Raw genomic sequence first — 13651 nt, forward strand, 5'->3', positions numbered from 1 at the left:
ACAGCCCCCGAATGGGGGGTAGTGCAGGCCCTACCCCTACTGGTTCCCGACTCAGGTCAGCCGGCCCACCGCCGCGCGCAGCCGAGCCAGGTCACGTCGCCGCCGCTCGTAGGTGGCGGCCAGCCCGACCAGGGCGAGCCCGCCGACACCCAGGTAGATCCACCGGGGCAGCAGATCCCAACCACGGGCCAACTCGTGCAGCGCCAACAGCGCCAGCACCCCGCCGCCGAGCAGCACCGGCGCCTGCCAGCGGCGGGTCGCGCCGGCCAGCACCGCGCCCAGCGCCGCCGCGCCGAGGAGCAGTCGCCGCCACGGCTGCGGGTCCGGCCCAGTCAACACCGCCACGAGACTCGGCGACAGCGCCGCGACCAGCCCCGGGCCGAGAGCCGGCCAGCTGGTCAGCCCAGGCCGGGTCCGCAGCGCCAGCAGGCCCGCGCCGAGGGCGAGCCCCGCAGCCGGCACTGTGTACGCCTCCAGCACCGTCACCCCGCCGGCGGCCAACAGCACCCACGCGCCGAGCAACTCGCTGCCGGCGGCGATGCCGGCGAACGTCCACCGCCGGCCGGTCGACTCGCCCCGGCGCAGCAGCCGCACCGCGACGGCGACGCCCCAGAGCACGCAGATCGTGGCGAGTTGTCGCGCCGCCTCGACGGCGAGCACCGCCGCCACCAGCGCCACCGCCTGCGCCGCGGCGTCCAGCACCCGACCTACCAGCGCCCGTGTCGGCGTCGCCGCGGCGGCGACGGCCAGCACCAGCGCGGCCACCGCCAACAGCGGGTACGCGGCCCCCCGCAACGGCAGCCCGGCGACCAGCGAGCCGGTCACCGCCAGCGCGGACGCCGTACCCACCGCCGCGAGGCAACCGGCGACCCGCACCTCGGCCTTGCGTCCCCCGACGGCGACGACCACCGCCGCGACCAGCAGCGCTGCCTCGGCGGCCAGCGACCCGCCCCGGGTGGCCAACAGCCCCAGCACCCCGGAGGCGGTCAGCACCACCCCCAGGGGCACGGCGACCGGTGCGAGCGTCGGCCGGGGCACGGCCAGAGCGGCGAGCAGCACAGCGGCCAACCCGGCGAGCAGGACCACAGCCGGCAGCACCGGCCACGGCGTGCCGACCGCGACGAGCAGCACCGGCAGCGCCGCAGCAGCGAACGGCAGCGCGGGCAGCGCCGCAGCAGCGAACGGCAGCGCGGGCAGCGCCGCAGCAGCGAACGGCAGCGCGGGCAGCGCCGCAGCAGCGAACGGCGGCGCTGGCGGGCGGACCCGTCGACCACCGGCGAGCACCGCGGCGACCGCCAGCACGACCAACGCCAACCCGACGGGCAACGCCGCCGGATCGGCGACGACAGTCGGCGCCCCGGACCAGACCCCCACCCGATCGCCGTACGGCAGGACGAGCGCGGTGAACACCCTCGGCAGCGCCGCCAGGACAGCGACGATCGCGAGCGCAGCACCCACCACCGGCAACGAACCCGACCGGGCGGTCGCCGACGGCCCCCCGACCGCCGACGACCCCCCGACCGGCGGCCCCCCGACCACCGGTCCCACCGCCGGCGGCCCCCCGACCACCGGCACCTCAACCGGCGGCCCCCCGACCGCCGGTCCCCCCGCCAACGGCTCTTCGACCGCCGGCTCGACCGTCCGGTCCGCCTGGTCGGCGACCCCCTCCGGACGATCCCACCGGACGACGAGCGCCACGCCCAGCGCCGCCAGCGCGGCGTACAGCGCGATCGGCTCATCGCCCGCCACGACCAGCGGTGCGAGGCCGGGCACGGTCACGGCGACCACTGCGCCGGTCACCGCGTACCCGGTCAGCTCCATCCGGTGCCGACGCACCGGGAGGACCGCGACCAGCGCAAGCCCGGCGGCCACCAGCGCGACGCGCGCCTGCCACCACGGCGGCGCACCGGCGGCGAACAGCGCCACCAGGGCGATCCCGGGCAGCGCGAGCTGCGCGACCAGCAGACCCCCACCGGCCACCCGCGAGTACGCCCCGACGCCCCGCCGGACGACGAGCGCCAGCCCGACCACGACGATCACGCCGAGTGCCACCAGCACACCGGCCGGGGCGGCCAGCGCGACGAGCAGCCCGTGCCCGAGCAGGACGGCACCGCCCGACGCACAGGTGAGCAGGACCGCCGGACGGGCCGCCGGACGGGCCAGCACGGTGAGCAGCAGCACCACCCCTCCGACCAGGTCGACGGTCACCACCACCGGCCAGGAGGCCGCCCAGCCGGCGGGCAGGGCGAGCAGCACCGCCACCGCGCCCGCCGCGCCGAGCACCGTCTGCGCCTTCCGGGGCAGCAGCAGCGCCACCGCGGCTACCGCCAACGCCGTGGCCGGCGGCACCTGCCAGCCCCAGTCCAGGTCCGGTCCCGTCCCCGCCCCGCGCCAGGGTGGCAGCGAGCGGCCCACGGCGGCGACCGCCAACGTGGCGGTGACCAGTACGGCCACCTGCGCCACGCCCGCCACCACCAGCAACGCCCCCGCGCGCGGGCCGGTCCGCCAACCGCCGACGCCGGCCGCCCCCTCGTCGGTCCCGACCGGCAGGCTCCGCACCGCGACGGCCAACCCGAGCGCCACCGCCGCCGCCGCGAGCAGCAGCATCGACGGCCACAGCTCGGCCACCGGGCGCAGCAGGGCGACGGCCAGCACCGGCACCAGCAGCCCGGCGGCCACCCCCCGCAGCGCCCGCCCGCCGACCAGCCAGGCCGCACCGAGAGCGGTCAGCGCGACCAGCACCAGCGGCAACCCGGCCAGCAGTGGCGAACCGCCCGCCCGCCCGAGGGCCAACGGCACCAGAGCACCACCAGCGGCGGCGACGAGCGCACCGACGTGCCCGGTCCCCGCCAGCACCCGGCCGACGACCTGCGCCGCCCCGTCCCGGCCGCGCAGCCTGACCAGCACCACCAGGTTCCCCAACGCCACCCCGAGCAGGACCAGCGTCCAACCGGCCGGACCCGGTTCGGCCCCGACCGCGAGCAACGGCACCACCGGCTGCGCGGCCACCAGCGCGGCGAACCAGGGCCCGGTCAACCCACTCCACCGGCCGTACGCCACGGCGACCGCCGCGCTGGCCCCCCCGACCAGCGCGGCGTACCGGCTGCCCGGCCAACCGGCCACCCCGGCCAGGTTTACCGACCAGGCCGCGTAACCGTCCAGCAGCACCAGCAGCAACCCCAGCGCGGCGAAGGTCTCCGCCGTGCCGCGCAACCCCCGGCGAACCGCCAGCAACGGAACGGCGAGAGCGAGCACGGTGAACGCGGCCAGGATCATCGCCCGCCCGCCGACCCCCACCGTGGCCCAGGCCACCGCCGTGAACACGACCGCCGCGGTGCCCAGCAGAAGTCCACCGAGGACGAAGAGCACCCCCTGGACCGTCCGGGTGGACGTCTCGGCCGCACCCGGAGCCGAATGCGCGGTGGGAACCGGAGCCGGGCCACGACCAGGCACCGACAGTGCCACGGCGGACGCCGCCAACCCCGCCCGGACGACCGCCGCCAACTCGGACCGCCGTCGCGACAGGGCCGACAGGCGACCGGCCAGCTCGGTGTACGCCCGGCGGGCCCGGTCCACCTCCGGCTGCAACTGGGCGATCTCCCGCCCCAGTTGGACCACCTCGGCGGCGGTCGGGTCGGGCGCGCGCAGACAGCCGGTGCAGCCGGTGGTCAGATCGGCCGGTGCGCCACACGCGGGGCAGGGATAGCTGGTGTCGTTCACCCGGCCATCATCGAAAGCCCACCCGGGCGCGGCCCAGAGTGCGCGTACTCAGGGTCGGGTGTGCTCGTGCACCCAGGTCGCGTACGCCGGGTCGCCGCTCTCCACAGTGGACACCAGAATCTCCGGCACCTCGTACGGGTGGCTGACCCGGATCTGGTCCACCAACGCGGTGAGCCGGTCCGGTGCGGTCTTGAACTGCACCGACCACTCGGTGCTGGTCTCCACTCCGGACCTCCACCAGTAGGTGCTGTCCACCTGACCACCGACCTGGGCACAGGCAGCGAGCCTGCCGGCGACGGCCGCAGCCGCCAGCACGTCAGCGACCGAACGCGCATCCACCACCGTTGTCACGACGCAGATCTGGTCCACGACCCGCACCCTACGCGGCCGTACGCCGCTGAGCCCGTGTTTCGTTCGCGACCGCTACGCTCCGCATCGCCGCGCTCACCGGTTGGCGGCGATCCAGGAATCGATCTGCGCCCACCAGTCGAAGAGCCAGTCGATGCGTTGCTGCCGCCCGGTCGGCACGTCCTCCGGCGGCACCGACCAGAACCGCATCACGATCCGCTTGTCCATCGGAAGTTCCCGCCAGACGTCGGCCACTGTGAGCATCCGGTCCAACCCGGTGTGGGCGACGAAGATGACCCCGGCGTCCGGGGCGGCGTCCAGCGCGGCCAGCATCCCGCCGGGCTGCGGGGCGAGCACGTGACGCATCCGCTCGGCGCGCAACGCCATCCGTTCCAGCCCGAGGGAACGCAACCGGGCGATGGCACGCAGTCGCCGCGTGGGGGTGAAGTTGCCACCCTCGGGGAAGATCACGAACGCGTCGTTGTCGTCCAGGCCCGCGGCCAGGTGCCCGATCTGGCGTACCGTCTCCTCGCCGCGCTCCGGCGTCGGCGCGATGAACCGGTTGGGCAGCCTGTTGAGCAGCACGTCGATCGCCGGATCCCACTGGAGGCTGTCCTTCAGGACGATGCGTGGCTCCCGGTTGAACCAGTTGACCAGCCCGTGGATCAGGATGAACGAGTCGCCGGGCCCGGCGTGCCGGCAGAGCACCACCTCGGGCCGGCCGGGCAGCGCGGTGTCCGGGTCGGTGCCCGCCACGTCGATGCGCAACCGCAGTGTCCATCGTGCCTGCCAGAACAGCACCCGCAGGAACCAGCCGGCCAGCACGTAGTGCGCGCGTTGGAAGGCCGGGGAACGGGTCCGCCAGCCGAAGCCGGAGACGACCCAGAGCAGGAAGAGCGCGATCAGTGCGGCGGCGTCCCAGACCAGGTAGACGCAGCCGATCCAGAGCAGCCGCAGCGGCCGCAACCGACCCGGGACCAACGGAGACGCGGCTGCGGCGAGCAGCGCCCAGATCGGCAACGTGGTCACCACGACGAACGCGAGCGCCACCACGGCGGGGGCGATCAGCAACCGACGCAGCCACCTGGGGGGCAGCGGCATCATCGCTCCTGGTGGGTGGCGAGGTAGCGCCGGGAGGCGGTGTACGCCCGACTGATCCGCCGTCCGACGGCCGCCATGTCCCGGTACGCCCAGGGCGTGTCGTCGCGCGGGTTCAGCCCTCCGGTCGGCAGGACGTGCACCTCCACGCCCTCGGGTAGCGCCGCCATCTCGCGGAAGAACCGGTGCCGGCGGGAGATCTCGAACGCGACCTGCGCGATCTCCCACGGCCGTCGGGGCGGAGTCAACTCCCGTTCGATCCGGCCCACCTGGAGGACGTAGATACAGCGCGCGCCGACGGCCACCGCCTCGCCGATCGGGATGGAGTTGACGATGCCCCCGTCGACGTAGTGCGCGCCATTGATCTCCATGGGCGGCAACAGGCCGGGCACCGAGGCCGACGCCAGCACCGCCGGCACCACCGGGCCGCTGTCGAACCAGTGCTCGGCCGCCCGTTCGATGTGCGCGGCGCAGCAGCGGAACGGCACCCGCAGGTCGGCGAAGGTGGTGTCCACCCCCAGTTCGGTTTCCAGCAGCCGGCGCAGTGGACGAGGTGAGTGCAGATGGGTACGGGCGGCGAAGCGGCGCAACTGCCGGGCGACCGAGTCCCCGTACACCTCGCTCGCCTCCGGCGAGGCCCAGAGTCGGACCAGCCGGTCGGTCACCGCCTCCGTGGGGTCGGCGGCGACCAGCGCACCGTTCACCGCGCCGATCGAGGTGCCGAGCACCATGTCGGGCGTGATGCCGGCCCGGAACAACGCGCGCAACATGCCCACCTCGACCGCGCCGAGCACGCCCCCGCCGCCGAGCACGAATGCCACCGGTCCCCCCGCCATGCCCTCATCCTGGCACGACCGCGCAGCCGACCGGCCGGCCGCCGTCGCCGGGCGGTCGGCGCACCCCAGGCACCGCCCGCCGACCAGGGGTGGCGACGGCGTTGACAGGCAGGACACATTCGCGCAACCTGATACCGCTCCCACCCCTGAGGCAGGTGCGATCTGTGAAGGCAGCACTGCATCCGGGCCGGTTGCTGGCTCGCAGATACCGACTTCTCGACCAGATCGGCGCCGGCGGCATGTCGGTCATCTGGCGTGCACGGGACGAGGTGCTGGACCGGCTGGTCGCGCTCAAGGTCCTCGCTCCTTCGCTGGCCGCCGACGCGCGTTTTCGGGGCATGGTGCGCGAGGAGGCCCGGGCCGCCGCCCAGCTGGTGCACCCTCACCTGACCTCGGTGCACGACTACGGCGAGACGGTCGATCCGGACGGGTCGATCACCTCGTTCGTGGTGATGGAGCTGCTCGACGGCGAGGAGTTGGAGCTGCGCCTCACCGAGGGGCCGTTGCCGTGGGCCGAGGCGGTCCAGGTGGGCGCGCAGGTCGCGGAGGCACTGGCCGCCGCGCACCGGCTCGGCATCGTGCACCGGGACATCACCCCGGCCAACGTGATGATGACCGGGACGGGCGTCAAGGTGCTCGACTTCGGCATCGCCACCCGGATCGGCGCACCGGACGAGGACGAGGACGGCGAAACCTTCGGCACCCCTGCCTATGTCGCACCGGAACGCCTGGACGGTGCGCCGGCCCAGCCGTCCACCGACGTGTACTCACTCGGCGTGCTGCTGTTCGAGGCGCTCACCGGCCGGGTGCCGTACCCGGCCGACACCTGGGAGCAGCTCAGCGCCGCACTGACCGACGGCCCGCCACCGACGCTCGCGGAGCTGCCGGAACTGCCGCCGCCGGTGGCCCGGATCTGCCTGCGCAGCCTCGCCCGGAATCCGGCCGATCGGCCCACCGCCCGGCAGGTCGCCACCGTGTTACGCGGCCACCTGCTGCCGCCCGATCCCCCGACCGCGACCATCCGGGTGCCCACCCAGCCCCTGCCCCCGCAGCCGGTCCAGGTCGCGCCGACGTTCGACCGGGCAGTGGCCGGGTCGGGTTGGTCCCGAGGACGGCTGGCGCTGCTGCTCATCCTCGCGGTCGGTGTGACGCTCGCCGGCGTGGCCCTGCTGCCGGAGCAGCGGTCGACACCCCGCACGCAGCCGTCGGTCGGCCCGACAGCGACCTCGCCGAGCGATCCACCGGTCCCGGCCTCGTCCGCGCCGACCACGCCCCCGGCGACGAGGCCGAGCACCGGTGCGCCCACGTCGAGTCCGGGCAGCCTGGTCGAGGCCGCCAGTCGGGTCGACGGGCTGATCAGCGCCGGGCTGGGCGCCGGGGAGATCCGCGACGACGTGGGCCTCGATCTGCGCAACGAGCTGCGCAACCTGACCGCCGCGGTCAGCTCCGGCCGCGACGAGCTGGCACCACCGGTGGCCCGGCTGCGCGAGAAGGTCGCGGTGCGCCTCGGCGAGGGAGGCATCAGTCCGGGGTACGCGTCCCGACTCGACGCCGCCATCGTCGAGCTGGGCGCGGCCCGGGTCTGATCGGGGCAGGTCAGCGGGCCGAGACCCGGGCCGATTCGCGAATGTCGTACCGACCGGCGGCGAAGCGTCGGTAGACCTCGACGTAGTCGTCCGCCATCCGCTCGACCGAGAAGTTCTCCGCGACGTGCGCCACGCAGTCCTCCGGGTCGAGCTTCTCGACCGCGAGCACCGCGGCGGGTAGCTCCTCCGGCCGTTCGCAGACCAGGCCGGTCAGCCCGGGCCGCACCAACTCCGGCACCGCACCCCGGTTGAGCGCCACCACCGGCGTGCCGGTCGCCATCGCTTCCAGCATCACCATGCCGAACGGCTCGTCCCACTGGATCGGCATGATCAGGCAACGGGCGTCGACGAGCATCCGCAACGTCTCCGCGCGGTCGGCGTTGAACACGACTGTCACGTTCTCGTCGACCAGCGGCGCGACGACCTGCTCGTAGTAGCGACGCTCGGCCGGCTCGTTGCACTTGCCGGCCAGCAGCAGGGGCAACCCCGCCTCCCGGCAGGCCCGGATGGCTACCTCCGGGCCCTTGTCCGGGCTGAACCGGGCCAACCACAGCACCGGCCCCCGGCCGGGCTCGGTCTTACGCGGAAAACCACGGATGTCCAGTGCGTTGTGCACCGTCCCGGCCCAGGGCAGGTCGGTGTTCAACCGGCGTTGGGCGTGCGAGATCGCCACCAGGGCGACGCCCGGGTCGACATCGCTCAGCACGTCGCCGTACTCCCCCACGGGGTTGCCGTGCACGGTGGCGACCGTCGGCACGGCCCGGCGGCCGGCGACCAGCGGACCGATCGTGGTGTGGTCGTGGATCACGTCGAAGTCGGCCGCTGTGATCAGCCGGTTCACCCGGGCCAGGTGGGCCAGTTCCGGCAGTGACTCGCCGAGCCGCTCGTACTGGACCTCGGGAACTGTGGAGACGAATCCGCCGGCCGCCGTGCCGTGGTCGTTGCCGGCACCGAACAGCGTGACCGCGTGTCCCTGCGCGCTGAGCGCGTCCACCAGGGCGGCGACGACCTGTTCGAGGCCGCCGTAGCCGGGCGGCGGCACTGACAACCACGGCGGGACCACCATCGCGATGCGCAACGGCCGCCCTGTCGGCCGGTCCGCGGGCGGGTGGTTCAGGGCCACGAATCCTCCCCGTTGGTCCTCGGTGCGGCGCCACCGGCGGTCGAGACGGTCGGCGGCGAGTTCCCAGGGATGCCCCGGGTAAACCGGACAAGCCGGACGCTCACCCGCCCACCAGGAGTTGGTCGTGCACCACCCGTACGCCCGGCGCGGACCAGGCCACCCGCTCGACCTGGTCACGTTCCCACCAGGAGCGGACCACCCCGGCAAGGACGAGCGTGTCGCCGTCCACCTCGACGGTCACCCGCTCGGCCCCGATGGTGCGCGCCAGCGCCCGCTGTACGTCCCGACGCAGCCGCTCGGCCGGTGGCGCGGGCGGTCGTACCTCGATCAGGTTGGTGATCCCCCGCACGCCGTCGAGCCGGCGCACCTCCCCCTCGGCGGCACGCCGCTGCCACCCGAACTCGACCTCACCGCGGAGCATCAGCCACCCGTTGGCCACTGTCACGTCCAGCCGCTCGGCGGGCACGAAACTGTCCCACTCCAGCGCGCGGGCGGCGGCGATGGCGACCTCGGCGTCGGTACGCCCCGGTGTACCGGGCAGCCGCACCTCGATCTCGTCGGCCACCGCCCGGACTCCGCGAACCCGCTGGGCGCACCGCGTCGCGGCCCAACTGCGGGCGGCACCGTCGACGAAGCCGGTCAGGGTGACCACACCCCGGTCGACGCTCACGCCGATCTCGTTCGGTTGGAGCTGGGCGTCCCAGGCGAGGTGCGCCAGGACGTCGCGTTGGATCCGCTGGTCGTCGCGGACATCCACCACGTCGGTCATGACACCCACCCCCGGAATCCGGTCGCCGAGACTCGTGCGCCGAACGTGCCGGACAACCGGGTGACGGCGGTTCACCCGATCCGGGTGAACCGCCGTCCGGGCGGAAAAGAGCGGCGGGTGACGGAGCCGACCCCCTCGGCCCCGCCACCCGCCGCCGGAGGGAGGAGGCAGGTTCAGATATGTGTCACGGAGTCTCGGCGAGCGTCACGGTCACGGTCTTCTCGACACCGTTGCGCTTGAACTGCACCTCGACCCGGTCGCCGACCTTGCCGGCCTGCACCGCGCCGACCAGGTCGTCGGAGTCGTTCACCGGCTTGTCACCGAACCGGGTGACGACGTCGCCGCGCTGCAGGCCGGCCTTCTCGGCCGGGCTGTTCGGGGTGACCGACGCGACGAGCGCGCCGCCGCCCTCGGCCTGGTTGACGCCGACCCCGAGCGACGGGTGGCTGACCTTCTCGCCGCGCTGGAGCTTGCCCGCGACGTCCTTGGCCTTGTTGCTGGGGATGGCGAAGCCGACGCCGATGTTGCCGGTGCTCTGGCCGGAGGTAGCGATGGCGGTGTTGACGCCGATCACCTCGCCCCGGGTGTTGACCAGCGCGCCGCCGGAGTTGCCGGGGTTGATCGGCGCGTCGGTCTGGAGCAGGCCGGAGATCGAGCTGACGGTCTGGCTCTGCTGCTGGGTCGGGTCCTGCGGCTGACCCTCACCGGCCCGGATGGTGCGGTCGCGGGCGCTGAGGATGCCCGAGGTCACCGAGCCCTGCAGGCCGAGCGGGCTGCCCAGGGCCAGGACCTGGTCACCGACCTGCATGGCGTCGCTGTCACCGAACGTGGCTGGCTTGAGATCGTTCACCCCGTTGGCCTTGACCACGGCCAGGTCGGTCTTCGGGTCGGTGCCGATGACCTTCGCCTCGGCCTTCTTGCCATCCGCGAAGATCACCAACACGTTGCCGCCGGCGGCGGAGGCCACCACGTGGTTGTTGGTCAGTACGTACCCGTCGGCGCTGAGCACCACTCCGGAGCCCTCACCGCTGTCGGTGGTGATCGAGACGACGCTGTCCTGCACCGACGCGGCGATCTTCGGCAGGTCCGCGCCGTTGATCACCGGAGCTGCGGAGTAGGTGCGGGTGATACCACCGCCGTCGCCGTCGAGGGCGAGCGCGAGCGCCCCGCCGGCCACGCCGGAACCGAGCATCAGGGCGAACACCGCGACGCCGGCACCGGCGAACTTGGCGATCCGACCCGGTCGGGGACCGCTGCCGGGCGGCGCGACCTGCGGGCCCCACGGCGGGACCGGCTGGCCCGGGTGTTGCGGGTGCTGTCCGGGGTGCTGGGCGTGCTGTCCGGGGTGCTGCTGGTGCTGGGCGTACGCCATGCCCGGCTGGCCCCCGCCGGCCCAGCCGGACTGCTGGCCCTGGTACCAGGCAGCGCCGGGGTAGTGACCGGCGGCCGGCTGTGGGTAGCCGGGCTGGCCGGGCGCCGGGTGGCCGGAGACCGGGTACGGCGGCGCGGACGGAGTGGCGGCCGAGGGCTGGTAGCCGGTCGGCGGCTCGTACCCGGTCGGCGGAGCAGTAGCCGGCTGAGCGGCGGCCGGCTGAGCGGCGGACGCGGAGGAGCCGGCGTACCCGGCCGGGGTCACGGCGCTGGTCGGCGTGTCGTCACCGGCGGTGGAGACGACCTCGATGGGGGTGGTCGGGGAGTCGGACTGCACGCGCTCGTCGCGCGACAGCTCGGCGGTGGGGTGCGACGGCTCGGCGTCGGTGGGGGCCGGCCGGCGCTGCGGGTCGGACTCGAACTCGGTCATGTCACTACCTTCTCCCCCCGCACTGCGATCAAGCTGGAACCGTCCTGGAAGTTGGCTGAAAGTCACTCGCCGGCGTCGTCGGCCTGTGGCAGCAGCGGCAGCCGGACCCGGAAGGTCGCCCCGCCGCCGGGCGTCTCGGCCACCTCGACCGAGCCGTGGTGGGCGGCGACCAGCGCCGCCACGATGGCCAGGCCGAGGCCGGTGCCGGTGTTGCCGTCGGCTCGCCGGGTCCGCGCCGCGTCCGCCCGGTAGAACCGCTCGAAGACCCGTTCGGCCTGCTCCGGGGAGAGGCCGGGGCCGGTGTCGGCCACCTCCACCACGGCGAAGCCCCCCGGTTCGCTGTGCAACCGCACGCGGATCTCGGCGTCCGCAGGGGTGTGGGTCAGCGCGTTGGTGACCAGGTTTCCGATCACCTGTCGTAGCCGGGCGTCGTCGGCGGAGACGACGAGCGGGCCCGCATCGGGTGCGATCTCCAGCTCGATGCTCCGATCCGGGGCGATCGCCCGCGCGGCCTGCACCGCGTCGGAGGCGAGCACCGGCAACTCCACCGGGGTCAGCGAGAGCGGTCGTTCCCGGTCCAGTCGGGCGAGCAGCAGCAGGTCCTCCACCAGCAGCCCCATCCGGGCCGCCTCGTCCTCGATCCGGCGCAGCAGGCCGGCGGTCTGCTCCGGCGCACGGGCCGCACCCTGCCGGTACAGCTCGGCGAAGCCCCGAATGGTGGTCAGCGGGGTCCGCAGTTCGTGCGAGGCGTCGGCGACGAACTGCCGCATCCGTTCCTCGGAGCGGATGGCCCGCGCCTCGGACGCCTGAGCCGCGGCGGCGGCGTCGCGGGCGGCGCTCTCCGCCCAGCGCGCCGAGGTCTCCGAGGCGGCTCGGGCGGTGAACGCCGCCTCGATCTGGGTGAGCATCGCGTTCAGCGCGCGGGAGAGCCGCCCCAGCTCAGAGGTGGGATGCTCCTCCCCTTGCTCCGGGTCGGGCACCCGGCGGGTCAGGTCACCGCCGGCGATGGCGGCGGCGGTACGTTCGATCTCCACCAGCGGTTTGAGGCTGGTCCGGACGATCGCCGCACCGACCGAGGCCAGCATGATCAACACCGCGCCGCCGACCAGCAGGTCGATCCAGGCGAGTCGCTTGACGGCTAGGTCGACGTCGGTCAGGTGCTGGCCGATCGCGGCCACCTGACCGTTGGGCAACTCGGTGTAGAGCATCCGCCAGCGCACCGAGCTGTCCCGGGCCCGGACGGTGCGTGGGACGCCGCCCTGGGCCGCCTCCTGCGTCTGGAAACCGCTCGCGTCGCCCGGCCACGGTGGCAGATCGTCCACCCGGAAGCGGGTCGTGTCGTAGACGGGGATCTGCACCTGGCCGGTCCTCGGGTCGGTCAGCACGACCACGTAGTCGCTGGGCAGCGAGACGGAGTTCGTCTGCGGCGTGATGGACTGGATCCCCTTGGCGGAGCTCTTCAGCTCCCAGTCGATCTGGTCGACCAGGTAGTTGTGCAGGAAGTACGCGGTCGAAACGCTGATCACCAACAGCGCGACGGCGACCAGCGCCAGCACCGAGGTGACCAGCTTGATCCGCAGTGGAACCCCGCGCACCCGTCCCTTCGCCTGCTGGACCGGGTTCACGCCGCCGGCTTGCGCAGGACGTACCCGACGCCACGCAGGGTGTGGATCAGCCGGGGTTGGGTGGTGTCGACCTTGCGCCGCAGGTAGGAGATGTAGGACTCGACGATGTTGTCGTCACCACGGAAGTCGTAGTTCCAGACGTGGTCGAGGATCTGCGCCTTGGACAGCACCCGGTTGGCGTTGAGCATCAGGTAGCGCAGCAGCTTGAACTCGGTCGGCGAGAGCTGCACCCGCTGCCCGGCCCGGTGCACCTCGTGGGTCTCCTCGTCCAACTCCAGGTCGGCGAAGGTGAGCCGGGACGGGGCCTGCTCGCCGGTCGTGGTGCGACGCAGCACGGCCCGGATCCGGGCGGTCAGCTCCTCCAGGCTGAACGGCTTGGTGACGTAGTCGTCGCCGCCCAGGGTCAGCCCACGGATCTTGTCGTCGGTGGCGTCCCGGGCGGTCAGGAACACCACCGGGGTACGCGTGCCGCCCTCGCGGAGCATCCGGATGACCTCGAACCCGTCCAGGTCGGGGAGCATCACGTCGAGCACCACCAGGTCGGGCCGGTGGTCCTTGGCGGCGTTGAGCGCCGCGCTCCCACTGGTCGCGGTGGCCACGTCGAAGCCCGCGAACCGCAGGCTCGCGGAGAGCAGTTCGAGGATGTTGGGGTCGTCCTCGACCACGAGGAGTCGCGCCTCGGTCTGGGTAGCGGGCATGGGCCCATCATCGGTGACGCGACTGCGTCGGCGCTGGACGGTTCCTG

General features: G+C 73.7%; 10 protein-coding genes. 1 reads left to right on the plus strand and 9 read right to left on the minus strand.

Annotation, left to right across the window (positions count from 1 at the left end):
- Positions 1-51 precede the first annotated feature (51 nt).
- The 4 genes from O7614_RS28405 to O7614_RS28420 form a co-directional block, all read right to left on the minus strand.
- Positions 52-3720, minus strand: coding sequence for a hypothetical protein (locus O7614_RS28405; protein ID WP_278141469.1), 3669 nt, complete (start codon positions 3718-3720; stop codon positions 52-54).
- 48 nt (positions 3721-3768) lie between these two features.
- Positions 3769-4089, minus strand: coding sequence for a divalent-cation tolerance protein CutA (gene cutA / locus O7614_RS28410; protein ID WP_278141470.1), 321 nt, complete (start codon positions 4087-4089; stop codon positions 3769-3771).
- Positions 4090-4164: 75 nt separating this feature from the next.
- Entirely contained in the window at positions 4165-5169 is a 1005-nt protein-coding gene (locus O7614_RS28415) for a 1-acyl-sn-glycerol-3-phosphate acyltransferase (RefSeq protein WP_278141471.1), read from the minus strand.
- Complete coding sequence (locus O7614_RS28420; RefSeq protein WP_278141472.1) at positions 5169-6002, minus strand: patatin-like phospholipase family protein; 834 nt, start codon at positions 6000-6002, stop codon at positions 5169-5171. The genes O7614_RS28415 and O7614_RS28420 overlap by 1 nt, the downstream gene beginning before the upstream one ends.
- Positions 6003-6166: 164 nt before the next feature.
- Here O7614_RS28420 and O7614_RS28425 point away from each other — a divergent pair, with 164 nt between their 5' ends.
- On the plus strand, positions 6167-7588 hold the full coding sequence (locus tag O7614_RS28425) for a serine/threonine protein kinase (protein WP_278141473.1): 1422 nt from the start codon (positions 6167-6169) through the stop codon (positions 7586-7588).
- 10 nt (positions 7589-7598) lie between these two features.
- On the opposite strand, the gene O7614_RS28430 is transcribed toward O7614_RS28425, so the two are convergent.
- From O7614_RS28430 to O7614_RS28450, 5 genes are all read right to left on the minus strand, one after another.
- Positions 7599-8654: a glycosyltransferase family 4 protein gene (locus O7614_RS28430; protein WP_278142414.1), complete on the minus strand. Its 1056-nt coding sequence runs from the start codon at positions 8652-8654 to the stop codon at positions 7599-7601.
- 157 nt (positions 8655-8811) lie between these two features.
- On the minus strand, positions 8812-9480 hold the full coding sequence (locus O7614_RS28435) for a BON domain-containing protein (RefSeq protein WP_278141474.1): 669 nt from the start codon (positions 9478-9480) through the stop codon (positions 8812-8814).
- Positions 9481-9664: 184 nt separating this feature from the next.
- Complete coding sequence (locus tag O7614_RS28440) at positions 9665-11281, minus strand: trypsin-like peptidase domain-containing protein (RefSeq protein ID WP_278141475.1); 1617 nt, start codon at positions 11279-11281, stop codon at positions 9665-9667.
- Between the two features lie 62 nt (positions 11282-11343).
- Positions 11344-12906: a HAMP domain-containing sensor histidine kinase gene (locus tag O7614_RS28445; protein ID WP_278141476.1), complete on the minus strand. Its 1563-nt coding sequence runs from the start codon at positions 12904-12906 to the stop codon at positions 11344-11346.
- Entirely contained in the window at positions 12903-13604 is a 702-nt protein-coding gene (locus O7614_RS28450; RefSeq protein ID WP_030336721.1) for a response regulator transcription factor, read from the minus strand. The genes O7614_RS28445 and O7614_RS28450 overlap by 4 nt, the downstream gene beginning before the upstream one ends.
- Positions 13605-13651 lie beyond the last annotated feature (47 nt).

This window comes from Micromonospora sp. WMMD961 (genome assembly GCF_029626145.1).
Lineage (GTDB): Bacteria > Actinomycetota > Actinomycetes > Mycobacteriales > Micromonosporaceae > Micromonospora.